The 23,788-nt window shown below is 73.8% G+C and carries 22 protein-coding genes and 2 pseudogenes; 9 read left to right on the top strand and 15 right to left on the bottom strand.

What is annotated here, in order from left to right; translation table 11 throughout:
• Window positions 1–97 precede the first annotated feature (97 nt).
• From AB0O67_RS16090 to AB0O67_RS16080, 3 genes and pseudogenes are all read left to right on the top strand, one after another.
• A pseudogene (locus AB0O67_RS16090) lies at window positions 98–226 on the top strand (asparaginase); the annotation flags it as partial.
• Between the two features lie 275 nt (window positions 227–501).
• Window positions 502–1,896 carry a polyprenol phosphomannose-dependent alpha 1,6 mannosyltransferase MptB gene (mptB, locus tag AB0O67_RS16085; protein ID WP_365450362.1) on the top strand — a complete coding sequence of 465 codons (1,395 nt, stop codon included), beginning with the start codon at window positions 502–504 and terminating at the stop codon, window positions 1,894–1,896.
• Window positions 1,893–3,248 (top strand): glycosyltransferase 87 family protein, encoded by a 1,356-nt coding sequence (locus tag AB0O67_RS16080; RefSeq protein WP_365450360.1) that lies wholly within the window; start codon window positions 1,893–1,895, stop codon window positions 3,246–3,248. The genes mptB and AB0O67_RS16080 overlap by 4 nt, the downstream gene beginning before the upstream one ends.
• Window positions 3,249–3,283: 35 nt before the next feature.
• Here AB0O67_RS16080 and AB0O67_RS16075 read toward each other — a convergent pair.
• Together AB0O67_RS16075 and rho are read right to left on the bottom strand one after the other, a co-directional pair.
• Window positions 3,284–4,162: pseudogene (locus AB0O67_RS16075) on the bottom strand (serine hydrolase); the annotation flags it as partial.
• A gap of 126 nt (window positions 4,163–4,288) precedes the next feature.
• Window positions 4,289–5,434 (bottom strand): transcription termination factor Rho, encoded by a 1,146-nt coding sequence (gene rho, locus AB0O67_RS16070; protein WP_365450358.1) that lies wholly within the window; start codon window positions 5,432–5,434, stop codon window positions 4,289–4,291.
• Between the two features lie 379 nt (window positions 5,435–5,813).
• On the opposite strand from rho, the gene AB0O67_RS16065 reads away from it, so the two are divergent.
• Window positions 5,814–6,605 carry a class I SAM-dependent methyltransferase gene (locus AB0O67_RS16065; RefSeq protein ID WP_365450356.1) on the top strand — a complete coding sequence of 264 codons (792 nt, stop codon included), beginning with the start codon at window positions 5,814–5,816 and terminating at the stop codon, window positions 6,603–6,605.
• Here the strand turns inward: AB0O67_RS16065 and AB0O67_RS16060 are convergent.
• The 8 genes from AB0O67_RS16060 to AB0O67_RS16025 form a co-directional block, all read right to left on the bottom strand.
• On the bottom strand, window positions 6,583–7,329 hold the full coding sequence (locus AB0O67_RS16060; protein WP_365450355.1) for a GntR family transcriptional regulator: 747 nt from the start codon (window positions 7,327–7,329) through the stop codon (window positions 6,583–6,585). The genes AB0O67_RS16065 and AB0O67_RS16060 overlap by 23 nt on opposite strands.
• Before the next feature lie 152 nt (window positions 7,330–7,481).
• Complete coding sequence (locus AB0O67_RS16055) at window positions 7,482–8,648, bottom strand: serine hydrolase domain-containing protein (protein WP_365450353.1); 1,167 nt, start codon at window positions 8,646–8,648, stop codon at window positions 7,482–7,484.
• 115 nt (window positions 8,649–8,763) lie between these two features.
• The gene (locus tag AB0O67_RS16050; protein ID WP_365450351.1) at window positions 8,764–9,168 is read right to left on the bottom strand and encodes a nuclear transport factor 2 family protein; all 405 of its coding nucleotides are present in this window, start codon (window positions 9,166–9,168) and stop codon (window positions 8,764–8,766) included.
• A 19-nt stretch (window positions 9,169–9,187) separates the two neighbouring features.
• Complete coding sequence (locus AB0O67_RS16045; RefSeq protein ID WP_365450349.1) at window positions 9,188–10,156, bottom strand: acetylxylan esterase; 969 nt, start codon at window positions 10,154–10,156, stop codon at window positions 9,188–9,190.
• Window positions 10,157–10,331: 175 nt separating this feature from the next.
• Window positions 10,332–10,916, bottom strand: coding sequence for a hypothetical protein (locus AB0O67_RS16040; protein ID WP_365450367.1), 585 nt, complete (start codon window positions 10,914–10,916; stop codon window positions 10,332–10,334).
• Window positions 10,917–11,057: 141 nt separating this feature from the next.
• Window positions 11,058–11,813 (bottom strand): ferredoxin reductase, encoded by a 756-nt coding sequence (locus AB0O67_RS16035; RefSeq protein WP_365450347.1) that lies wholly within the window; start codon window positions 11,811–11,813, stop codon window positions 11,058–11,060.
• Window positions 11,806–12,411: a sulfite oxidase-like oxidoreductase gene (locus AB0O67_RS16030; RefSeq protein ID WP_365450344.1), complete on the bottom strand. Its 606-nt coding sequence runs from the start codon at window positions 12,409–12,411 to the stop codon at window positions 11,806–11,808. Before AB0O67_RS16030 ends, AB0O67_RS16035 begins: the two co-directional genes overlap by 8 nt.
• Window positions 12,412–12,509: 98 nt before the next feature.
• Window positions 12,510–12,899 (bottom strand): MarR family winged helix-turn-helix transcriptional regulator, encoded by a 390-nt coding sequence (locus AB0O67_RS16025; RefSeq protein ID WP_365450365.1) that lies wholly within the window; start codon window positions 12,897–12,899, stop codon window positions 12,510–12,512.
• A gap of 291 nt (window positions 12,900–13,190) precedes the next feature.
• On the opposite strand from AB0O67_RS16025, the gene AB0O67_RS16020 reads away from it, so the two are divergent.
• Window positions 13,191–13,973, top strand: coding sequence for a putative protein N(5)-glutamine methyltransferase (locus tag AB0O67_RS16020; RefSeq protein WP_365450342.1), 783 nt, complete (start codon window positions 13,191–13,193; stop codon window positions 13,971–13,973).
• Window positions 13,974–14,489: 516 nt separating this feature from the next.
• Here AB0O67_RS16020 and AB0O67_RS16015 read toward each other — a convergent pair.
• A complete protein-coding gene (locus AB0O67_RS16015; RefSeq protein WP_365450340.1) occupies window positions 14,490–16,568 on the bottom strand; it encodes a SpoIIE family protein phosphatase in 2,079 nt (692 codons plus the stop codon).
• A gap of 296 nt (window positions 16,569–16,864) precedes the next feature.
• Between AB0O67_RS16015 and AB0O67_RS16010 the strand changes: the two genes are divergently transcribed.
• The 3 genes from AB0O67_RS16010 (at window position 16,865) to AB0O67_RS16000 (ending at window position 19,936) form a co-directional block, all read left to right on the top strand.
• Complete coding sequence (locus AB0O67_RS16010) at window positions 16,865–17,239, top strand: hypothetical protein (protein ID WP_365450338.1); 375 nt, start codon at window positions 16,865–16,867, stop codon at window positions 17,237–17,239.
• Between the two features lie 100 nt (window positions 17,240–17,339).
• Window positions 17,340–19,355, top strand: coding sequence for an NADPH-dependent 2,4-dienoyl-CoA reductase (locus AB0O67_RS16005; protein ID WP_365450336.1), 2,016 nt, complete (start codon window positions 17,340–17,342; stop codon window positions 19,353–19,355).
• Between the two features lie 29 nt (window positions 19,356–19,384).
• Entirely contained in the window at window positions 19,385–19,936 is a 552-nt protein-coding gene (locus tag AB0O67_RS16000; protein ID WP_365450334.1) for a PadR family transcriptional regulator, read from the top strand.
• Between the two features lie 7 nt (window positions 19,937–19,943).
• On the opposite strand, the gene AB0O67_RS15995 is transcribed toward AB0O67_RS16000, so the two are convergent.
• Together AB0O67_RS15995 and AB0O67_RS15990 are read right to left on the bottom strand one after the other, a co-directional pair.
• Window positions 19,944–20,489: a hypothetical protein gene (locus AB0O67_RS15995; protein WP_365450332.1), complete on the bottom strand. Its 546-nt coding sequence runs from the start codon at window positions 20,487–20,489 to the stop codon at window positions 19,944–19,946.
• 168 nt (window positions 20,490–20,657) lie between these two features.
• Window positions 20,658–21,638, bottom strand: a complete 981-nt coding sequence (locus tag AB0O67_RS15990; RefSeq protein ID WP_365450329.1) for a fibronectin type III domain-containing protein — start codon at window positions 21,636–21,638, stop codon at window positions 20,658–20,660.
• A 366-nt stretch (window positions 21,639–22,004) separates the two neighbouring features.
• On the opposite strand from AB0O67_RS15990, the gene AB0O67_RS15985 reads away from it, so the two are divergent.
• Window positions 22,005–22,718, top strand: coding sequence for a glycoside hydrolase family 75 protein (locus tag AB0O67_RS15985; protein WP_365450326.1), 714 nt, complete (start codon window positions 22,005–22,007; stop codon window positions 22,716–22,718).
• 67 nt (window positions 22,719–22,785) lie between these two features.
• On the opposite strand, the gene AB0O67_RS15980 is transcribed toward AB0O67_RS15985, so the two are convergent.
• Both AB0O67_RS15980 and dhaL read right to left on the bottom strand, forming a co-directional pair.
• Window positions 22,786–23,196, bottom strand: coding sequence for a PTS fructose transporter subunit IIA (locus AB0O67_RS15980; protein ID WP_365450324.1), 411 nt, complete (start codon window positions 23,194–23,196; stop codon window positions 22,786–22,788).
• Window positions 23,189–23,788, bottom strand: a complete 600-nt coding sequence (gene dhaL / locus AB0O67_RS15975; protein WP_365450321.1) for a dihydroxyacetone kinase subunit DhaL — start codon at window positions 23,786–23,788, stop codon at window positions 23,189–23,191. The genes AB0O67_RS15980 and dhaL overlap by 8 nt, the downstream gene beginning before the upstream one ends.

The raw sequence follows: 23,788 nt of genomic DNA, 5'->3' as shown, positions 1-23,788 counted from the left end.
CGGTAGATGACCTCGACCTCGACGCCGTCGATCACGGGAAGTTCGGGCGGCAGGAGGCTGCGCTGGAGGGACTGGCTGATGGCCGTGCGCTCGGACTCGCGCCGGGGTGGACCCGGGCCTGCTCACCGAGTTCGCGGGCGAGCCGTTGCTGGGCGGCGGGAAGCCGGTGGGGGCGGTGCGTGCGGTGCCGGCGCTGGACCCACTGGTGCTTTCGGCTTCCGCCTGACAGTCGGCAGCCCGGGGCCGCCCCCGGCCGCCTGCCGTTGGTGCAGACCTGGTTGACGACCTCGGGGATCGCCGGGTCGACCTTGCCCGGCATGATGCTGGAGAAGGGCCGTGGTGCCGGGCCGCTGCACGTTGTGCGTGTGGAGCCCGGGGCTCACGACGCTCACCTAACTGTCGGTCTTCTGATCACACGGAGGTCACGCGCAGGTTGACCCCCCGAGGGCGGCGCGTCGTTTTCCGGCCACCCGGCGTTGACACGCTGACCGAGTGTTGGCCATGGCTTCCTCCGTCGATCTCCGCCGCTGCCAGATGCTCGGTCTGGCCGGTGCCGCCTTCCTCGCGCTGGGCGGTGAGACGGCCGGAGCCCTCCCGGTCCGCGAACTGCTGTCGCCCTCCTCGGCCGGCGCCGCCCTCGGCCTGGTCGGCGTCTACTTCGGCGTCGTCCTGCTGATAGCGGCCTGGGCCCTGCTCGGCAGGCTGCTGCGCGGCCCCGAACCACCCACGCCCCGCTCCCTGCTGCTCGTCCTCGCCCTCTGGGCGGCCCCGCTGCTGCTGGCGCCACCGCTGTTCAGCCGGGACGTCTACAGCTACCTCGCCCAGGGCGCCATGGTCGACGCGCAGATCGACGTGTACACGCACGGCCCCTCCCAGCTCGGCGGCCCGCTGGCCGACGAGGTGTCCCCGGTGTGGCAGCACACCGCCGCCCCCTACGGCCCGGTGTTCCTCGCCGCCGCCTCCGCGCTGTCCGGCCTGACCCGCGGTGAGATCCCCGCCGGCCTCATGGGCATGCGGCTGCTGGCGCTGCTGGGCGTGGCCCTGATGGCCGCCGCGCTGCCCCGCCTCGCCCGGCACAGCGGCGCCGACCCGGCCGCCGCGCTGTGGCTCGGCGCCCTCAACCCGCTGGTCCTGCTGCACCTGGTGGCCGGCGCGCACAACGACGCCATGATGCTCGGCCTGCTCGGCATGGGCCTGGTCGCGGCGCAGGGCCGCCGGCCGGTCCTGGGCGCCGTCCTCATCACCCTCGCCGCGCTCGTCAAGGCGCCCGCCGCGCTCGGGCTCGCCGCGATCGTCGTCCTCCAGATGCGCGCGGGCCGCAGCGCCGGGCGGGCCGTGGTGACGACCGCCGCCGCGTCGGCCGCGACGACGGTCGCCGCGACCGCCGTCGCCGGTACGGGATACGGGTGGATCGCCGCTCTGAACACCCCCGTGTCACCGCACAACTGGGCCCTGACCAGCCTGCTCGGCCGCGCGACCGGCGCCCTGCTGGAGCGGCTCGGCAGCGACCTCGCACCGCTCGCCGTGCCCGTCTGGCACACGATCGGCCTGCTGGTCACGGCGGCCGTGCTGCTCGTCATATGGGTGCGGCTGCGCCCGCGTCCGGTGTACGCCCTCGGCCTCAGCCTGGCGGCGGTGGCCGCCTTCGGCCCGGCGATCCGGCCCTGGTACGCGCTGTGGGGGTTGTTCCTCATCGCCGCCGCGGCGCCCAACGCCTCGGTACGGCACCGGGTCGCGGCGGTCACCTGTGTGCTCGCGCTGTTCGTCCTCCCCAGCGGCGGCCCGGCCGACCTGGGGCAGCTGATGCTCGCCGTCTCCGGCGGCGTACTCGCCGTGGTCGTGCTGTGGCAGGCCCACCAGGCCGTGCAGGCCCCGGTCGTGGGGCGTACCGCATGAGAACTCCCCGCACCGACCGCGGACGGCTGCTGCTCGTACTGGTCCTCGCCGCCGCCCTGACCGTCTTCACCGCGACCGTGCCGCTCCTGCGCGACTGGTTCGACCTACGCGTCTACCACGGCGCCATCCACCACTGGATCCACGACGGCGGCCGGCTCTACGACTACCGGGTGCCGGACACGGTGTACGGCTTCACCTACCCGCCGTTCGCCGCCGTCGCGATGCTGCCGATGGCCCTGGTCGGACTGCGGACCGCGATCGTCATCGCGCTGTTGCTCAACCTGGCGGCGCTGGCCGTGTCCATGCGGGTGCTGACCGGCCGCGCCTGGCGCCGCCACGGCTGGTACGGCTGCGCCCTGGCCGCCTGCGCCCTCGCGCTGTACGAACCGCTGCGCGACACGTTCAGCTTCGGGCAGGTCAACGTCCTGCTGCTGGCCCTGGTCCTGGTCGACGCCTGGCTGCTCTCCACCGGTCGGGGCCGCTGGGCCGGTATCGGCATCGGCCTCGCGGCGGCCATCAAGCTCACGCCCGCCCTCTTCATCGGCCTGCTGCTGCTCGCCGGACGCCGGCGCGCCGCCGCCGGCGCCACGGGCGTGGCCGCCGGCGCGACGGGGCTCGCGGCCCTGGTGACACCCGAGGGGTCGCGCTTCTACTGGACGGACGCCATGTGGGACACCACCCGGGTGGGCCGGCTGGACTACGTCTCCAACCAGTCCCTGCAGGGCATCCTGGCCCGGCTGGACGTCGAGAGCCGCGCGGTCTGGGCGGTCACGGTGCTGCTGGTGCTCGGCGTGTGGGTGTGGCGCTCCCGTAGGGCGGTTGCGGCGGGCGACTGGTACGCAGCCTTCGCTCTCACCGGCCTGACGGCGTGTCTGGTCAGCCCGATCACCTGGGTGCACCACCTCGTGTGGCTGCTGCCGGCGTTCGTGCTGCTGGTCCGCGCCGGGCAGCCACGGGTGGCGGCCGTGTTGTACGCGGTGATGTGCACCAGCGTGGTGTGGCTGTGGTTCGACGACGCGTCCGGGATCGACGGGTTCCTCGGCAGCAACACCTACGCCTGGATCACCCTCGGGCTGCTGCTGGGGATGCCGGTCGGTCAGTCCTCGATCTGGAAGACCTTCAGCCGCAGGACCAGTGCGGCCGCCGCCGCGCCCAGACAGGCGGCTGCCGCGATGGCCGCCGTCTCGGGCCAGCCGGGGGCGGGATCCGGCGTGACCCCGGCGGCCACCGGGGCGGGCGCGGCCTCGGGACCGGGTCGTGGCTTGCTGCGCAGGGCGTCCAGCGAGCCGACCGGGTCCACCCGGCCGGCGGCGCCGAAGCCCCAGTCGAGCAGCGACCGGGCTTCCTCGTAGACGTCGAAGGGGACGCCTGACTGAGGGTTCATCACCGTCACGACGAGGGTGCGTCCGCCGCGCCGGGCCGCGGCCACGAGGGTGTTCCCGGCCCCGCTGGTGTAGCCGTTCTTGATGCCGATCAGGCCCGGGTAGCGGCGCACGCCGTCGTCGCCGGTCAGCAGCCGGTTGGTGTTGCGGATGTCGTACGGCCAGCCGTCCTCTCCGGGGAACTTGGCCTCGAGGGTGCCGCAGTACCGGGCGAACTCAGCGTTGCGCAGTCCCTCCCGGCCGAAGACGGCCAGGTCGTACGCCGAGGACACCTGACCGTCCGCGTCGTATCCGTCGGGCGACAGGACCCGGGTGTCGCGGGCGCCGAGGGCCCGGGCCTTGGCCTCCATCTGCCGTGAGGTGACGTCCCAGCCGCCGTTGAGTCCGGCCAGCACGTGCACGGCGTCGTTGCCCGAGCTGAGGAACACCCCGCGCCACAGGTCCGAGATGCGGTACGAGTGCCCCTCGCTGACGCCGACGAGGCTGCTGCCCTCGCCGACCTCCGCCAGCTCGCCGTAGGTGACCCGGTGCTGGATGCCGCCGGGCAGCACGGGCAGCACGGTGAGGGCGAACAGGGTCTTGAGGGTGCTGGCGGGCGGCAGCTTGCGGTGCGCGTTCCGCGCGGCGAGCACCTCGCCGGTGCGGGCGTCGGCCACCAGCCACGACAGGGCGGAGACGTCCGGGACCTCCGGCGCGCCGGAGCGTGGCCGCACCTGTGTGCCGGGGCGGTACAGCACGGCCGGAACCGGTGCCGTGCCGCGCGGCGCGCCCGGCGCTCCGGGGTCGGCCCCGGCCGGGGCGGCGGCGGCGACAGGCGCGAAGGTCAGGGCGCCGGCCAGGCAGAGACCGCAGGTCGACACGGCCACCCGAGAAGAGAATCCCATCGTCATATGATCAACCTAGGAACGGACCGGCCTCGATCGGTGCTGGCCGGGCCGAGCGGTGCCGGCGTGCACCCGGATGCCGCACGTGGGCCCGGCGTGGCGCGTCGCCCGGGAGGCGGCGGTCGCCTAGCCGGCCGGCAGCGTCGGCTGGATCCGGCGCAGGAAGGCCGCGTTGTCCGGGGTCTGTCGCATCCGCTCCAGCAGCGTCTCCGGACCGGCCTCGCCGTCACGGCTCCGCAGCGCCCTCCGCAGGCCGTGCGCGGCGGCCAACTCGGCCGGGGGCAGCAGCAGTTCCTCGCGGCGGGTGCCGGAGCCGGTGATGTCGACGGCGGGGAAGACGCGGCGCGAGGCGAGTTCGCGGCTCAGCCGGAGTTCCATGTTGCCGGTGCCCTTGAGCTCCTCGAAGAAGAAGTCGTCGGCCCGGGAGCCGGTCTCGACCAGGGCGGTGGCCAGGATGGTCAGGGAACCGCCCTCCTCGGCCAGCCGCGCGGCACCGAAGAGCCGCTTGGGCCCCTGCAGCGCGGCGGCGTCCACACCGCCGGAGAGGGTACGGCCGCCGGAGGCCGCCGCGTTGTTGTGCGCCCGGCACAGCCGGGTCAGCGAGTCGAGCAGGATCACGACGTCCTCACCGGCCTCGACGAGCCGCTTGGCCCGTTCGATCACCAGCTCGGCGAGCGCGATGTGCTGCTTGGGTGTCCGGTCGAAGGTCGAGGCGTACACCTCGCCGCGCACCGAGCGCCGCATGTCGGTGACCTCCTCGGGGCGCTCGTCGAGGAGCACGACCATCAGCCGGCACTCGGGGTGGTTGCCGGCGACGGCGGCGGCGACCTGCTGGAGCAGTACGGTCTTGCCGGTCTTGGGTGGGGCCACGATCAGCCCGCGCTGCCCCTTGCCGACGGGGGAGAGCAGGTCGGCGACGCGTCCGGTGAGGCCGGCCGCCGGGTGTTCGAGGCGGAGCCGCTCGCGGGGGTGCAGAGGTGTGAGGTCGTGGAAGTGGCGGCGGTCCCGGAGTTGTCCGGGTGCCTCGCCGCCCACGCGCTCGACCTCGGCCACGGCGCGCTGGGAGCCGCGTACGGCTTCGACGAAGTCGCCCTTGCGCAGCCCGTACCTGCGGATCAGGGCGGCGGGGAGCTGTGGATCGGCCGGCGTGGGCAGGCAGTCGTGCCCGCGCAGGTGCCCCTTGCCGCCCGCGTCGATGTCGAGAACGCCGGTGACGGCCTGGGCGGCCGGGGCCTGTCGCTGGCGGGGAGGGTGTTCGAGTGTGGTGGTCATGGGGGTCGGTCCTCTCACGGACTCGGAGGCCTGCGTCGCAGGCGGGCATGAGCGAAGGGAAGGAGGGGGCCGCGGACGAGGCGTGTGGAGAGGCCTCCGGGCGGCGGGAACAGCACCTCAGCCGCGGGCCTGGAGGTCCGCGAGGGTGGAGTGACGGAAAGCCGCTGCACCGGCCGGGAACGGCGGTGTTGCGCGGGCTGAGAGGAAGGAATGGCACCGGCGCCACAAGAGGGCGTACACAAGTGCTGCCCGCAGTCTACCATCCGGCAGGGTGCGGTGCTGTGACGCACGCCACAGTGGATCGGGGTGGCTCCGGCCCCGAGCGGTCTGTCCCGCCGATGCCCACCGTTGCCGGCCGGGCGGGGCTAAGCTGAGGCCGATGTTCAGCCCCCAAGGCCCCAGCCTGCGTGAACTCGCCGTCCAGGCGCTGTCGTCGGTCGAGCGCGGCTACGACCTGCTCGCGCCCAAGTTCGACCACACGCCCTTCCGGACGCCGGACTCGGTGCTGGACGCCGTCGCCGCGGCGCTGCGGCGGATCGGGCCGTTCGAAGACGGGCTCGACGTGTGCTGCGGGACCGGGGCGGGCGCCGACGCGCTGCGGGACGTGTGCGAGCGGAGTGTCACGGGGGTCGACTTCAGTGCGGGCATGCTGGCGGTCGCGCGGGAGCGGGTCCCGTCCGGCGTGCCCCGGGTGTCCTGGGTGCGGGCGGACGCCCGGGCGCTGCCGTTCCGCCCTCGCTTCGACCTCGCGGTGAGCTTCGGGGCGTTCGGGCACTTCCTGCCGCGGGACCTGCCGGGGCTGTTCGCGCAGGTCCATTCCGTACTGCGGCCGGGCGGGTGCTTCGCCTTCCCGGTCGTGGGCCCGCCCCGGACGGTCTCCCTCGTGAACGGCATGCTGCTGGGCTTCGACCTCGTGATGCGGGTTCGCAACGCCGTGTGGCGGCCCCCGTTCGTCATGTACTACCGGGCCGTGCGGTTCGGGCATCTGCTGCGGGAGCTGGAAGGCGCCGGGTTCCGGGTGGACCTGCACCCGCTGCCCGATTTCGGGCGGCGGCGGGACGGAGGTCCGCGGGTGCGGATGGTCGTGGCCCGGCGCCTTGGACAGCCGCTCGGGCCCGGCGGAGAGTCCCCTGGACGGCTGCCGGGGGTCAGACCGCTGCCGGCAGGGTGAACTCGTAGACCAGCGCGTCCCGTTGGGCGTCCACGACGAGCTCGGTGAACTCCAGAGGCCGCTCGTGCTGGTCGTGCACCAGGCGGGTCACCCGGACCGATGAGCTGTCGGGGAGACGGGTGATGGCGTCGCGGTGGTGCAGGGTCAGCCCCGCGGTCCGCATCCAGTCGTAGGCGCGGCGCAGCTGGGCCGCCGAGGTGCCGTCGGCGCGGTCGCGGTAGCGGCCCAGTTCCTCCACCTCGGCCAGGGCCACGTCCGAGAAGGAGGTGACGGCGCTGCGCAGGCCGCGGCCGTCGGCGGAGGCGGACTCGTAACGGTGCATCAGGGTCGCCCGGAGCGGGGCGAGCCGGAGCGCCGCCGCGTGCGCGGGTGGGGGTGTCTCCCAGGTGACGGTCGCCCGGTCGACGGCGCGTTCGTCGGCGCCGCGCCGGACGCCGATCGGGAAGGCCAGTGAGGTCGGGTGCTCGACCGGCGGGCCGGGCAGGGTGGCGTGGCTGCCGCGCCGGTCGGTGGCGACCAGGCCGTCCCGGCGCAGCACCTCCAGCGCCTGCCGTACGGTCTCTCTGCTGACCCCGAAGTGCTCGGCCAACTGCCGTTCGCCCGGCAGCCGTTCGCCGGGCGGGATCGTGCCGTCGCGTAGTTCGCCGAGCAGCTCCGTCGCGACCCGCCAGTACAGGGGCTGTTCGCCGGTGTGCGGGCGGTCGTGCGGGGTGGTGCGGGCCATGCCGCGCCCTCCTGTTGGTGACGTGCCGTAGCCGTGCGGGCTCATTGCGCCACCAGAATTAGCATTGGTCTAAACCACCAGGGAAGACCGACCCGGCGGTTCGGCCGAAACAGGCTGGGCGGGAAGTGGCCGCGGGAGGGTGCGCGGCCCGGTCAGAGGGCGCCGTACAGGGCGTTCACCAGCGCCATCTTGCGGGGGTCGTCGGCGACGTGCGGTCCCATGCGGTTCATCACATAACCGAGCGACACGCCCGCCTCGGGGTCCGCGAGCCCGGCGGAACCGCCGAATCCGTCGTGCCCGACGGCGCGCGGGTTGGGCCCGTACGAGCCGTTCGGTCCGCTGAGCCACAGGCCGAGGCCGATCTCGGTCTCCTTCTCGAACCCGGCGCCCAGCACCAGGTCGCGGCAGCTTCCCTGCCCCTCGCGCACCCGCTCGGCCGCCTCGGGGGACAGGACGCGGCGACCGTCGTGCGTGCCCCGGCCCGCGAATATCCCGTACAGGGCGGCCACCGCCCGCGCGGTGCCGTGGCCGCCCGCGGCCGGGATCTCGGCGGCCCGCCACGCGGGCGTGTTGGCCTCGGCGGCGCCGACCGCGGGGTTGGTCAGCGCGGCGAGCGCGGCGGGCGACAACTGGCTGAAGATCGCCGCCTGTTCGGTGCTCCGGGCGGCCCGGCGATGCGTCAGCTCCGCCGCCCTCCCGGCCTCCCGCTCCGGCAGTCCGATGCCGAAGTCGATGCCCAGCGGCCCGGTCACCTCCCGCGCCAGGAACGCGCCGGGCCGCAGCCCCGAGACCCGCCGGACGACCTCCCCGACCAGATGGCCGAACGTCAGCGCGTGGTACCCCGAGCGCGTCCCCGGCTCCCACCAGGGCTCCATCGCGGCGAGCCGGCGGGTGGTCAGCTCCCAGTCGCAGAGCTCGGCGAACGAGTGCGGTTCGCGTGGGCCGGACAGGCCGGCGCGGTGGGAGAGCAGATGACGTACGAGCACCTTCTCCTTGCCCGCCGCGGCGAACTCCGGCCAGTAGGTGGCCACCGGGGCGTCCAGGTCCAGCAGCCCCCGGTCGGCGAGGATGTGCGCGCACAGCGCCACCGGGCCCTTGGAGGTCGACCACACGTTGACCAGCGTGTCGCGCTCCCAGGGCCGCGTGCGGGCCGGGTCCGCCCAGCCGCCCCACAGATCGACCACGGTCACGCCGTCGGCGACGACGGTGACGGCCGCGCCCAGTTCCTCCCGCTCCCGGAAGTTTTCCTCGAACGCCGAACGCACCGCCGTGAAGCGGGCGTCGCAGTGGCCGTGGATCTGTGGCTCGCGCTCGGACATGCAGCCTCCGTCGTCCGTGGGAAGCCCGGTCCACGACCCTGCGGACCGGGGCTCCCCGAACGTACCGACTGGTCGGACGGCGCGGAAGGGAGGGCCGCCCGGCAAGGGGGCGAGGTCAGGTGAAGAACAGCGGGCCCGTCGGCTCCTGGAGGCCGTCGGCGGTGTGCCAGTAGTCCCGGGTCTCGACCGCCAGCCCGTCGGCGCGGAACCCGACGAAGACACAGCCGGCGAGAGTGGCGTGACGCCCGCCCTCCTCGCCGAGCACCCGGAACTCCGCCACCGCCACCCCGTCCTGGCCCACGACCGGCGGCGCGAACCGCACGTCGGTCACCCGCTCCTGAGCGAACGACCAGCGCATATACGCACCCAGCTCGGCGCGCCCGCGGTGTGGCTCACGGAACGGCATGGAGCGGTGGACGCACTCCTCGGCGTACAGCGCGAGCAGCGCGTCCACGTCGTGCTCGGCCCAGCCCCGCTCCCACACGCGGACGAACCGCTCCGCGGCCTCCTGCGTCCCCATCGTCCTCACCCCGGGCCTCTCAGGCGTACGACCGCAGCCAGCGCATCCTGGCGGCGGCCTGGAACGGGCCGCCGCCCTCGTGGTCGTTGAAGTCGTACACCTCGATCGCCTTGTCCTCGTGCGCCCAGGCGTTGAACGCCGCGAACACCGTGGACGGCGGGCACGTCTGGTCCTCCAGCGCCGCGGAGAACAGCGCGGGAGCCCGGCCGCGCGCGGCGAAGTGCACCCCGTCGAAGTAGGACAGCGTGCGCAGGGCGTCCTCGGCGCGGCCGCGGTGGGTCTTGAGGTAGAGGCCGATCTCGCGGTAGGGGTGACGGTCCGTCAAGGTCGTGGCGCGCGGGTAGTCGCACAGGAACGGCACGTCCGGCGCGACCGCCACCAGGTCCGGGACCAGACCGCCGACGGCGATGCTGATGCCGCCGCCCTGGCTGGCACCGAGCGCGACGGTCCTGGCCGGGTCGGTGAGCGGATGCGAGCGGGCCGCCTCGACGGCGCGCACCGCGTCCGTGAACACCCGGCGGTAGTAGTAGTTCTCGGGCGCGTCGATGCCTCGGGTCATGAAACCTGGGTACGCCGGAGCGCCGCCGACCGGGTCCGGGGTGCCGCCACCGCCGCCCCAGGCGCTGCCCTGGCCGCGGGTGTCCATCACGAAGTGCGCGCGGCCCGTGGACGCCCACAGCAGGTGCTCGTGCGGCAGGCCGCGCCCGCCCCCGTACCCGACGAACTCGACCACCAGCGGCAGCGGCCGCGTCGCGGCGGCGGGCAGCAGCAGCCAGCCCTTCACCGGGTGGCCGCCGAACCCGGCGAAGGTCACGTCGAACACCTGCACGGTGGCCAGGCCCGACTCGACGGGCTCGAACCGGGCGTCCAGGTCGTGCTCGCGCGCCTCGTGGAGGGTCTTGGACCAGAAGGCGTCGAAGTCCTCGGGTTCGGCGGCGGAACCGCGGTACTCACGGAGCTCGTCGAGGGGGAGGTCGAACAGTGCCATGCAGGACCACCTTGGGTGCGGACGGCGTGATGATCACACCGTACGCGCGCTGTTCCTGGGGAGGTGACGTTTCGGCGTCCGCGCGCGTGGACCGTTCACACGCTGGAACCGCCGCCGACGACCCCACAGGGGCATTACCGACACGTTCCGACGGGTTGCCGCCAGGGGCCGCGCATCAGGCCCGCCGGCGGGTCCACTCCGGTTCCGTGCGCGCCCAGGCACGCTCCCATTCGGCCATCCGGTGCCGGTTCGCCGCCCGTCGTACGGCCGCGTTGCCGAGCAGCACCACCCCGGCCGAGCCGGCCGTGGCGCAGACGCCCAGGGTCAGGGCGTGCTGCCAGACCGTCGTGCCGCTCGTGGGCGGTGGCACGCTGCGGCCCGCCCCGTCGAACCACACGTCGACCGTCTCCCCGGGCCGCGTCCCCGCCGGGACCCTGGCCGCGCCCGTCCGGGAACCTTCACCGGGCTCGGTCCAACGCACGGTCGCGCGGTACGTGTACTCCCGGCCGGCCTGCACCGCGGGCAGCGTGTCGGGCGTTCTGCCGACGACCTCCGCCCGGACGTGCCGCCGGTCCTCCGACTGGGCCACCGCGGTGCGCCGTGCCTCGCCGTGCGCCCACCAGCCCGTCAGCGCTCCGGCCAGCGGCGCGCCCAGGAACAGCAGGACGGCGAGGACCACCACCGTCCACGCCTCGACCACGTCCGACCTGCGCCGCAGCGAATTGCGCCGCCAGCGCCAGCCGCGCACCCGGGTTCGCATCTCCGCCTCCTCGCCCTCACCGGAGCCGGGGAGCGCGGCCGCCGCCCTCGGGCCCGTGTATGCGTGCGAGTCCCACATGAATGTCGTACCCCGTCACACGGACTTCCTGCACGGGAACGGGGCTGCGAGAAGGCGGAATCCTCAGCCGAAGCGTTCGATCCGGATCCGGTCCACCGGCTGGCCGGCCGCGACGAGCAGGCGTGACGCGTGCTCGGCGAAGGCGTTGGACCCGCACACATAGGCCTCCCACCCGCCGGGAGGCGCGGCGTCCAGGAGCGGCGCCACGTGTGCCGCGGCGATCCGGCCCACCGGTACGCCCGGCGGGGCCGAACGGGTGAAGACGGGCGTCGTCTCGGCCCCGTACTCCCGCGCGTAGATCAGGTCCCCGGGCCCGCGCGCGGACACCAGCAGCCGCAGCGCCACGGACAGGCCGCGCGCCCGGTGGTGCCGCACCATCGACATCAGCGGTACGACCCCGGACCCGGCGCCGATCAGCAGCGCGGCGCGGTCGCCCGGCCAGGCGAAGAAGCCGCTCAGCGGGCCGCGCACCTCGATGCGGTCACCGGGCCGGGCCTCGTTGTGGAACCAGCCGGAGACCTCCCCGCCCTCGACGTGGTCCAGGGTCAGCTCGATGTGTCCGGAGTCGTCCGGCGCCGACGCGATCGAGTAGTGGCGCTGCGCGACGTAACCGTCCGCGGCGGTCAGCCGGAGCATCAGGTGCTGGCCGGGCAGATGCCCCGCCCAGGCGGGCACCGCGAACCGGAAGGTGGCGGCGCGCGGTGTCTCACGGCGGATCCCGGTCAGCGTGGCGGTCTGCCACCGGCCGGCCGTGCCCTCGCCCACGGCGATCCGGCCGGGCACGGCGAACCGCGTCGCGGGAGTGAAGGTGTCAGTCACCGGAGTACCGCTGCTCCTCCCACGGGTTGCCCCGCGCGTGGTAGCCGTTCTGCTCCCAGAAGCCGGGCTCGTCGTGGCCGAGCAGACGGATGCCGGCGATCCACTTGGCGCTTTTCCAGAAGTACAGATGCGGCACGAGCAAACGCGCCGGGCCACCGTGCTCGGGCGCGAGCGGCCGGCCGTCGTACTCCCACGCGATCCAGGCCCGGCCGCCGGTGAGGTCGGCGAGCGGGAGGTTCGCGGTGTACCCGGTGTGCGTGTAGGCGACGGCGTGGGTGGCGGCCGGCAGCGGGCGCACCCGCTCCAGGAAGGCGTCCAGCGAGACGCCCGCGAAACCGACCCCGAACTTCGACCAGCCCGTCACGCAGTGGATGTCGCCCTCGTACGCCGAGGCGGGCAGCGCGTGCGCCTGTGCCCAGTCCCAGGTGCGGGGCTCCGCCACCAGGCCGTCGATGCGGAAGGTCCAGTCGGCGGGCGCGAGGTCGGGGGTGACCTCGGCGGACAGGACGGGCCAGTCGTCGCCCGCGTCGTACTGCCCGGGCGGCAGCCCCGGATTGTCGACGCGCGGGCGCCCGGTGAAGCCTCGGGTGACGTTCATGCGGGTGGTGCCTCCAGACCGCCGGCGCGGCGGCCCCGCGGATAGAGCCTGCTCAGTGCGTACGCGTACCACCGTACGGGGTACGCGGTCCCGCCCCCTCAGCAGCCGGCGGCCCGGGCGTTGTACCGCTCCAGATAACCGGCGAACCGCCGCAGGTCCTCCTCCGACCAGTCCGCAAGCCGCTCCTGGACGGCCGCCCGGCGGCTCACCGTCACCTGGGCGAGGATGCGCCGGCCCGCGTCGGTCAGGTCCAGCACCTGCACGCGGTGGTCCTCCGGGTCCTGGCGGCGCTCGATCGGCCCGGCCCGCTCCAGAGCGGCCACCTGCCGGCTGACGGCCGACTTGTCCAGGGTATGGTGCGCCGCGAGATCGGAGGCCCGGCAGCCGCCACGCTCCTCCAGGTGCCCCAGCAGCGTGTACGACACCAGCGACAGCTGGGGGTGCATCCGCCCGGCGGACGCCCGCGCGCGACGGGCGAAGGCCGTCATCTCCCGCTGGATGGTCTCCACGGCGGTCTCCGCTGCCGCAGCACCCCTTCCCGATTCTGGTTGCGCGATACAACTATAGGTCGGGGAGGGAGTCCGGAGGCGGGACGGTGCCTGTCCGGCCGGTGGGGTAGGGTGGCCCTCCGGCTGAGGGCGGTCCCAGCCGTGCGTGACCGAGGAGGTGAGCCCCATCACCGCTGTGTCAGATCGGGCGCTCTCCTCTCATGTCGGCGCGGAACACCGGCAGTAGAAGACCGCGAGAGCGTCCTTCGGCTCCCGAAAGGCCTCGCCCGCATGCCTCTGCCGCTTTCCCTTTCCCCTGCCTCCGTGGTGGCCGCACTGCGCGCCGCCGGCTGCGTCTTCGCCGAGGACGAGGCGGAGTTGATCCTCGGCGCCGCCCGCACCCCGGACGAACTCGCCGCCATGGTGGCTCGCCGAACCGATGGACTGCCGCTCGAACTCGTCGTCGGCTGGGCCGAGTTCAGCGGACTGCGGATCGGCGTCGAACCCGGTGTCTTCGTGCCCCGCCGCCGCACCGAGTTCCTCGTCGAACAGGCCCTCGCCGCCGCCCCGGACGCCTCGGTCGTCGTCGACCTGTGCTGCGGTTCGGGCGCGGTGGGCGCCGCCCTGGTCACGGCCCTGGGCCGGGTCGAACTGCACGCCGCCGACATAGACCCGGCCGCGGTGGACTGTGCCCGGCGCAACCTCGCCGCGCACGGCGGCCGGGTCCACCAGGGCGACCTGTACGAGGCGCTTCCCGGCCCGCTGCGGGGCCGCGTGGACATCCTCGCCGCGAACGTTCCCTATGTCCCCACCGCCGAGGTCGGTCTCCTGCCCGCCGAGGCACGCGACCACGAACCGGCGGTCGCCCTCGACGGCGGCGCCGACGGACTGGACGTGCTGCGCCGGGTCGCCGCCGGGGCGCGCGACTGGCTCGCGCCGGACGGGTGCCTCCTCACGGAGACGAGCGAACGCCAGGCCCCCGAGGCGGTGGCCGTCTTCACCCGCGCGGGCCTGACGACCCGGCTGACGGCGTCGGAGGAACTGCACGCCCATGTGGTGATCGGCACCAACTGATCCCCGGCGTCACAGAGGTTCGGCTGCCGCCGGGTCGAGCCAGGCGTCGCGTCGCCGGGCTCCACGAACCACACGACCCGCTTCGCGGCCGTGGGCCGGCCGTGGTGAGGGGTGTGCGGCGAGGCAGTGCGGTGCACCGGGGCGGCGGCGCAGCGCGAGCTTCGGGCTTCGGGCTTCGCGGACGAGGGAACACGGCAGCCGCCTTCTTCCTCCGGCGGGCGCCCGGCCGGCCGCCCGGGTTTCGCCTCCGGCGGGCGCCCCGGCTCCGACTCCGGCAGCCGCCCGGCTGGCCGTGCCGGTTCGGCCTCTGGCAGCGCCGGGCGGCCGTACCTGCTTTGCCTTCGGCGGTCGCCTCCGCTCTGCCTCCGGCATGCGTCCGGCCGCGCAAACTTTCTTCCGGCGGGTGTTGGGGTGGCGTGGGGGGTCTTCTCGGATGCCGGAGCGGCATCAACTTCGGCTTTGCCGGAGAGGGGGCCGCGGGTCGCCGCCGGTCCCGGGGCCGTGTCCCTGTCTGCGTCAACCCCTCGGCTGGGCGCGTGCGATGAGGACCGCCACGTCGTCGTGGTTGTCGGGGTGGTGCAAGGTGCGGACGAGGAGGTCGCAGACCTCCTCCAGGGGGCGGGCCGGGTCGTCGAGGAGGCCCAGCAGGGTGTCCAGGCGTTCGTCGAGGGAGTGGGTGCGGGTCTCGACCAGACCGTCGGTGTACAGAACGAGTTCGTCGCCGGGATCGAGCGTGAAGACCGTGGTGGTGAACTTGACGCCGCCCACGCCCAGGGGCGCGCCGGTCGGCAGGTCGAGCAGTTCCCGCGCCCCGTCGCGGCGGACGTGGACGGGCGGCAGATGGCCCGCGTTGGCGATCAGGCAGCGCCCGTCACGCGGCTCGTGGACGGCGTACACGCAGGTCGCGATGGAGTGGTCGAGGTCCGAGGTGATCCGGTCGAGGTGTTCGAGGAGCACCGCGGGATCGAGGTCGAGCGCCGCAAGGGTGTTGGTGGCGGTGCGCAGCCGGCCCATGGTCGCCGCGGCGGTGATGCCGCTGCCCATCACGTCGCCCACGACCAGCGCGGTCTTGCCGCCGTCCAGGGGAATGACGTCGAACCAGTCGCCGCCGACCTCGGTGGCGGCGCCCGCCGGCTGATAACGGGAGGCGACTTCGAGGCCGCCGGTCACGGACGGATGGGTGGGCAGCAGGCTGCGCTGGAGGGTGATGGCGGTGTCGCGGGCGTTCTGGTACCAGCGGGCGTTGTCGATCTGCACCGCCGCCCGGGCGGCCAGTTCTCGGGCGAGCAGCAGGTCGTCCTCGCTGAACGGCAGCGGATTGTTGATGCGTTTGAGGTCGAGGGCGCCGAGCACCTCCCCGCGCGCGATGAGCGGGACGGCCAGATAGGAGTGGACGCCGGCGCGCGCCAGCAGGGCGGCGGCCTCCGGGGAGCGGGCGATGCGCGGCAGATCCACGTCCTTGACCTGCGGGATCATCACCGGTCGCGCCGAGCGCACACACTCGGTGACCAGGCGGTCGGGACCGTAGCGGGCCACCTGTCCCGGGGTGTCGGCCGCCTGCATGGCCTCCGGCGCGTTGTCCGCCCGCACGGCCAGCGCCCGGATCACGGCCGGCTCGCACGGGTCGGTGCTGCTGCGACGGCCGCCGATCACCGAGTCCAGCAGATCCACGGCGGCCACGTCCGCCAGCTCCGGCACCGCGACGTCGGCCAGCTCGTTGGCGGTGCGGTCCAGCTCCAGCGTGGTGCCGATCCTGGCCGAGGCGTCCGCGATGAGCGCCAGCCGACGCCGCGCGGACTCCGCCTCGATGCCCGCCCGGCGCTCCGCCGTGACGTCCCTGACCGACTTGGCCACGCCCAGCACCGTGCCGAGGGCGTCCTCCAGCCGGTAGAGCGAGACCGACCAGGCGCGGTCCTCGTACGGGTCGGCCGGGGTGCGGCCGGAGACGGGATGGTCGACCAGCGGCCGCCCGGTCTCCAGGACGTGCCGCAACGCGGCGTCCAGGGAACCCACGTCCAGCATCGGCAGCACCTCGCCGACCTGCCGGCCGATGTGCTCCTCGACCGGGACGCCGTTGATCCGCTCCAGCGCAGCGTTGACGGACACGTAGCGCAGCCCGGTGTCCAGGACGGCCAGCCCGATCGGTGACTGCGCGATCATCCGCGTGGACAGCGCGACGTCCTGCTCCAGCCGGCGCACGGTCGACTGGTCGGCGGCGAGACCGAGGGCGTAGACGTCGCCCTGGTCGTCCAGCAGCCGCATGTTGCGGAACTCCACCAGGCGCGTGCTGCCGTCCTTGCGCCGCACCGGGAAGGCGCCGGCCCAGCCCCTGCCGGTGGCGATGACGTCGGCGAACAGCTTCTTGACCAGCTCGAGGTGCTCCTCGTGCACCATCACCCGGGCGGCGTACGCGCCGAGCGCCTCCTGTGCCGGGTAGCCGAACAGTTCCTCGGCCTGGGGACTCCACAGGACGATGCGGCCGTGGGCGTCGAGCACCACCGAGGCCACGCCCAGCACGTCGAGCAGCCCGCTGGGCCGCCCCGGCGCACTGCCCGGCTCGGCCCCGTCGGACACCGGTGGCCCGGTCGGTCCCATCGCACGCACCGCCTTCGCCTTCCGCCACGGCACGCCGTCCCGTGCCGACTCCCCTTGCCGCCCGCCCTCACATTTCTCTTACGCCACCACCGCCCTACTCCACCATCCCTCAACATGACTGGGGGTGTCTGGCGATGGGGTGGGATCGGCGTGGCCCGTCCGAGGCGGCCCGGTCGCCCTCCGTTCTCATCGGGGCTGTACATCCCGGAATGTGGTGGTTTTCTGGGAGTGCGGCACGGCGCCGCGTGGGAACTCGCCTGCCGTACCGCAGCGCGGCCACGAGAGGAGTCACCACGATGGACAGTGAGCGACTGCACCCGGAATCGGTCTCCCTGGAGATCAGTGGATGCAGCAAGGAGGACGCCCGGATCGTCTTCGACAGCCTGTGCGCGTACTTCGACTCGGACCGGTGCTCCGAGGACATACCGCAGGACTGGCACGAGGTCCGGCCGACGGTGTGGCTCGGCACCTTCGAGGTCGCCACGCCGCACGAGGGCGCGCACCCCACCACCCCCCGGCTCTCCGCCTCCGTCGAGGCCGACGCGCACGGCGGGTACTGGGCGATCGACCGCTTCCGCACCACCTTGAACGACCTGTTCAGGGTCCACGACCTCAGCACGGCCTCGGGCGACCAGGAGCGGGAGCTGCACGTACGGCTGGAGAACCGCTGACCGATGTGGCGCGACGGACAGCCCCTCCGTTGTGCAACTAGTTGCATAAACCGTGCGCGGTCCTCTACAACAGAGGGACGTCACCGCGCACGGAGGGGCCATGAGCCGTTACCCGCATCTGCTGAGCCCGCTCGACCTGGGCTTCACCACCCTGCCCAACCGCGTCCTGATGGGCTCCATGCACGTCGGCCTGGAGGAGGCCGAGCGCGGCTTCGAGCGCATGGCGGAGTTCTACGCCGCCCGGGCCCGCGGGGGAGTGGGCCTGATCGTCACCGGCGGCATCGCGCCCAACGACGAGGGCCGGCCGTACGAGGGCGGCGCCAAGCTCACCACCGAGCAGGAGGCCGCCGAGCACCGGCGGATCACCGACGCGGTGCACCGCGAGGGCGGCCGGATCGCGATGCAGCTGCTGCACTTCGGCCGCTACGCGTACCACAAGGACCTGGTCGCCCCGAGCCCTCTCCAGGCCCCGATCAGCCTCTTCCCGCCCCGTGAGCTGTCCGACGCGGAGGTCGAGCGGACCATCGACGACTACTCCCGCGCCGCCCGCCTCGCCCGGCAGGCCGGCTACGACGGCGTGGAGATCATGGGGTCCGAGGGCTACCTGATCAACGAGTTCATCGCCGCGCAGACCAACCACCGCACGGACCGCTGGGGCGGCGCGTACGAGAACCGCATGCGCTTCCCGGTCGAGATCGTCCGGCGGGTGCGCGAGGCGGTCGGTGAGGACTTCATCGTCATCTACCGGCTGTCGATGCTGGACCTCGTCCCCGGCGGCTCCACCCTCGACGAGGTGGTCACCCTCGCCAAGGCCGTCGAGGCCGCCGGGGCCACGATCATCAACACCGGCATCGGCTGGCACGAGGCCCGCATCCCGACCATCGCCACCTCCGTGCCGCGCGGCGCCTACACCTGGGTCACCCGGCGGCTCATGGGCGAGGTGTCGGTCCCGCTGGTCACCACCAACCGCATCAACACCCCGGAGCTGGCGGAGGAGTTGCTGGCCGACGGCTGCGCCGACATGGTGTCCATGGCCCGCCCGATGCTGGCCGACCCGGATTTCGTCGCCAAGGCCGCGGCCGGCCGTCCCGAGGCCATCAACACCTGCATCGGCTGCAACCAGGCCTGCCTCGACCACACCTTCAGCGGGCAGATCACCTCCTGCCTGGTCAACCCGCGCGCCTGCCACGAGACCGAGCTGGTCCTGTCCCCGACCCGGCTGCGCAAGCGCGTCGCCGTCGTCGGCGCGGGCCCGGCGGGCCTCGCGTGTGCCGTGAGCGCCGCCGAACGCGGCCACGAGGTCACGCTGTTCGACGCCGCGGGCGAGATCGGCGGGCAGCTCAACGTCGCCCGCAAGGTCCCCGGCAAGCAGGAGTTCGGCGAGACGCTGCGCTACTACCGTCACCAGCTCGACGCGCACGGGGTGGACGTACGCCTGAACACCCGCGTGGCGACCGCCGACGTGGCCGGCTACGACGAGGTCGTGGTCGCCACCGGCGTCACCCCGCGCACCCCGGACATCCCCGGCGTCGACCACCCGAAGGTCGTCGGCTACCTCGACGTCCTGCGCGACGAGGTGCCCGTCGGCGACAGCGTCGCCGTCCTGGGCGCCGGCGGCATCGGCTTCGACGTCGCCGAGTACCTCACCGACGGCGGCGACAAGGCGCACGAGGACCCGGCGACGTACTTCCGTCAGTGGGGCGTCGACATGGGCTACGAGGGCCCCGGCGGCCTCGCCGCCCCCGAGCGGCCCGACCCGCCCCGCACCGTCCATCTGCTCCAGCGCAAGGCCACCAAGGTCGGCGCGGGCCTCGGCAAGACCACCGGCTGGATCCACCGCACCGAGCTGAAGCACCGCGGCGTCACCATGGTCCCCGGCGTGCGCTACGACCGGATCGACGACGCGGGACTGCACGTCACCGTCGGCGACACCAGTACGGTCCTGGAGGTCGACACCATCGTCCTGTGCACCGGGCAGGAGCCGCGCCGGGACCTGTACGAGGAGCTGGTCGCCGCCGGGCGCAGCGCGCACCTCATCGGCGGCGCCGACGTGGCGGCCGAGCTGGACGCCAAGCGCGCCATCAAGCAGGGCACCGAACTGGCGGCCGTGCTGTAGGCGCCGGGGGCGTCCCTAGGATGGCCCCCATGTCACTCCCGCACGCGATCCTCACCGCCCTGCTGGAAAGGCCGTCCTCGGGGCTGGAGCTGACCCGCCGCTTCGACAAGTCGATCGGCTACTTCTGGTCGGCGACGCATCAGCAGATCTATCGCGAGCTGGGAAAACTGGAGGCCGACGGGCTGATCCGGGCCCTGCCCGCCGAGCAGCCGGCGCGCGGGCAGAAGAAGAGCTACGAGGTGCTGCCCGCGGGCCGCGCCGAACTGGCCCGCTGGACCGCCGCCACCCAGGATCCGAGGCCGCTGCGCGACACGCTGCTGCTGCGGCTGCGCGCGGCGGCCGTGGTCGGCACGGCCGGCCTGGAGGCCGATCTGCGCCGCCATCTCGACCTGCACCGGGTCCAGTTGGCGGAGTACGAGGAGATCGAGCGGCGGGACTTCCCGCCCGGCAAGGACAGCCCCCAGGACCGGCTCCAGCACCTGGTGCTGCGGGCCGGCATCGATCTGGAGACCTTTTGGGCGCGTTGGCTGGAGCACGCCCTGGCGGAGTTCGCCGAGCTGCCCCCGGAGCAGGACGGCTAGGCGGCGGCTAGAGGCGGTACGGCTTCGAGCGGCGGCGCAGGAACCAGACCGTGGCGATCACCGCCGTACCCACCAGCGCCCCGCCGCCCACCAGCGTCAGCGCGCCGTAGTCCCGCGTGGCGCCGCCGACACCACCGACCACACCGCGGGTGGGCGAGGCCGTGACCGTGGCCCTGGCCGTCGCCGACAGCGTCGGCGTGGACCCGCCGGAGACGACGACGGACTGGGTTCCGGCGGTGTTGCCGTTGGAGCACATGACGATGACCGTGTAAGTGCCCGGGGTGACGTTCGTCCAGGCCGCGCCCTGCTGGGCGGTCGAACCGGAGAGCACCACCTGGCGGCCCTGGGCGAAGTTCGCCTGGTTGCTGTTGAGGATGGACGCGGTGCCCCATCTGCCGTTCAGCTGGGTGCACGCGCTGGTCGTCACCGAGACCGTGGAGCCGTTGGTGCTCACGGAGATCCCGGTGTTCGCTGCGGCCGGCCCGGCGACCAGGGCCAGCGGCAGCGCGGCGGCTGCCACGGCCGCCCCGAGGAGAGGCTGAGAAGTACGCATGGGACTGCCCTCCGGCGGCACGGTTGGCGGTACATCCCTTGCGCCGCCTAGGTCGGGGAACGCCCGTGCTGCCTCACAGACGCAGCCAACGTGTCCCCGGCCCGGCCCGCATGGGGACCGCACCCGCTCAGGTGACAGATACCGGCGTCCGGGGGACGTGTGGGGCCCTCAGCGTCCCTCGCCGGTCGTCACCGTCCGTTCCGCCGAAAAGCCGCCCCAGGTGCCGTCCGGCAGCCGGGGACGGATCCTCACCCGATGGCTCTCCCCGGCCTCCTGCCCGATGTAGAAGCTGTACGTCGCCCGGCCCCGGGGCGGGGTCCCGCCGAAGACCAGGGAGGTGGCCGGACGGCCGTCGAGCTGGACCTGGTACTCGGTGACCACCCCGTCCACCTCGGGCGGCACCCACGACAGGTCGATGTGGTAGGCCCCGTCGGCGCGCCGGATCGTGGCGCGGAAGTCGGCCGGCGCGGTGTCCCGCCCGTCGTCCGTGCCCGGCGCGGTGGTGAGCCGGACGGCGACGCTCGAGGGGGAGACGTTGTCCGCGGCGTCCCGCGCCCGGACGGTGAAGGTGTAGCGGGTCCCCGGCCGCAGCCCGGTCACCACGGTCGCGGTCTGTCCCCCGCCGACGCTGTGGATCTTCGCGGCGCCCTGGTAGACGTCGTACGACGCCACGCCCCGGTCGTCCTGTGACGCGGTCCAGGACAGCTGCGCGGCCCGGCTTCCGGCGGCTCGCCCACGCGGGCCGCCCGGCCGGGAGGGGGCCGAGGCGTCGGCCGCGACGGCGGCGGGGGTCCGCGCCCGCACCTCGTGGCTGCGCGGCCCGAGCCGCCCCTCGGCGTCCCGTGCCCGCACGGTAAAGACGTACGTCGTCGACGGATCCAGCCGGGTGACGTCGACCATGTGCTCGGAGCCCGGGACCTCCTGGACCATGGTGGCGCCCCGGTACACCTCGTAGCCGCTGACGTCCCGCGACGACACCGCGTTCCACATCACGTGGACACTGGTCGCGCTGCCCGCCGCCGCGGTGACCCCCGTCGGCGCGGCGGGCAGCCGCCCCTCGTCGCCGTCGCCCGTGCCGCCCCAGCCGCAGGACGGGACGAACAGCAGCGCGCCGACGGCCAGGGCAACGGGCACGGGAACGCGTCGCACGACTCGGCCTCCAGGGACGGCGCGGCGGCAATGGTCCGGACCAATATGACGCCACTGGCGCGGCCACATCAAGAGGGCGGTCCGTACCGAGCACTCCGCACCGTTCCGTATGCTGAAGCAAGCACGGCCGAACTCAACCTGAGAGAAGGGGAGTTCGTGCTCCCGGTGCGGATTCGCTGTCGTCGCCGATGCCGCACCGGCCGGGGCGGCCGGGAGGCCGGAGCCGACACGGGCTCGGGCCCCCGGCTCCCGGGTGGGACGGGCGTGGCGTGCACCGTCCGGACCCCTCGGGTGGCCCCATGATCGGAAACAGCATCCGATGGTGCTGAGCGATCGTCAGTGTCCCCCAGCAGAGAGTCCCTTATCGTGCGTGTCCAGTCCCTCGCGCTGGCCGCGGCAAGTGCCGCCCTGCTCGCCCCGGCGACTTCCTCGACCGCCCACCCGCCCAAGGAACCCCGCACACGGCACGAGAGATCCGCGGAGAGTCCCGTCCGCGCGGACGAGCTGCTGGCCGCGGTGCGCGACTGCACTCCCCTGTCCGGGGGCCGCTACCGCACCGACGCCGGCAGCCCGGCGACCGTCCCCGTCTGCGGCACCCGCGACGCCGTCTTCTGGACGGCCGACATGGACATCGACTGCGACGGGCGCCCCGGCCGCCACTGCAACCGCCGCACCGACCCGTACTTCTCCGCCGGTACGGCCTTCCAGGCCTCCGACGGCCGCCATCTGAACGCCGAAAGCCTGCCCTTCGTCGTCGTGCCCGTCCCGAGCCGGATCTGGGACTACCGCGAGCACGGCGTGCGCGACGGATCCGTGGTGGCCCTCGTCCATGGCGACCGGGTCCAGTACGCGGTCGTCGGTGACACCGGGCCGCGCGAGGTCATCGGCGAGGCGTCGTACGCCGCCGCCAAGGCCCTCGGCATCTCGCCCGACCCGCGCGGCGGGGGAACGGACTCCGGCGTCACGTACGTCGTCTTCAAGGGCTCGCGGATCTCGCCCATCGAGAACCAGGCCGCCGCTGCGGCGGAAGGACAGCGGCTGGCCCGGCGGTTCGTCGACGGCGGCCAGCCGAGGGGGTAGGGCGGCCGGGCACGGCCGGGGCGACCTGCCCGTGTCCCCGTCGCCGCTCGACAGGCGTCCCGAGGACTCAGACCTTCCGGTAGCTGTACGCCTCGGAGGCCGCCGCCGCCACCGCGTCCAGGTCCGCTCCCGTGCTAGCCGTGACGACCGCCGCGACGGCGCCCTCGACGAACGGGCAGTCCACCAGACGCGTCCCGGGGGGGAGTTCGTCGCCTTCGGCCAGCAGCGCCTTCACGGTCAGGACGGCGCTGCCGAGGTCGGTGAGGAGGGCCACCCCGGCCCCACGGTCCCCGGCCGCGGCCGCGGCCGCGATCAGCTCCGCGCTCGTGCCGAGCCCGCCGCCCTCGGTTCCGCCCGCCGGGGCGACGGGCACCGCCGTCCCGCCGCCCGCTAGCCCCTTCGCCAGCTCGGCCACGGACGCGGCCACCTCAGCGCTGTGCGAGACCAGTACGATCCCGACCAGCTTCTCGTCACTCACCGGCGGCCTCCGCGAGTCCAGCGATCAGCAGCGCCGACGAGGTGGCGCCCGGGTCCTGGTGCCCGATGCTCCGCTCGCCCAGATAGCTGGCCCGGCCCTTGCGGGCCTGCAACGGGGTCGTCGCCAGCGCGCCCTGCTCGGCGGCGCTCCGCGCGGCGCCGAAGGAGTCGGCGAGCGCGTCCACGCCCGGCACGAGCGCGTCGATCATCGTCTTGTCGCCGGGCGCCGCCCCGCCGAGCGTCATCACGGCGTCCACGCCCTCGCGCAGGGCCTTGGCGAGCTGCGCCGGGTCGACCTCGGAGGCGTCGCCGAGCGCCTTGCCCGTGCGGCGCAGCAGCGTGCCGTACAGCGGCCCGGAGGCCCCGCCGACCGTGGAGATCAGCTGCCGTCCCGCCAGGATCAGGACGGCGCCCGGCGTGACCGGGGCCTCCTTCTCCAGTACCGCCACCACGGCGGTGAACCCGCGCTGCAGATTGCTGCCGTGGTCGGCGTCCCCGATGGGGGAGTCGAGGGCCGTGAGCCGTTCCGCCTCGCGGTCCACGGACGCGGCGGTCGCCGTCATCCAACGGCGGAAGAAGTCGGCGTCGAGCAC

Source organism: Streptomyces sp. NPDC086077 (assembly GCF_040686175.1).
Taxonomy (GTDB): Bacteria; Actinomycetota; Actinomycetes; order Streptomycetales; family Streptomycetaceae; genus Streptomyces.
This window is presented reverse-complemented; position numbering and strand designations above follow the sequence as displayed.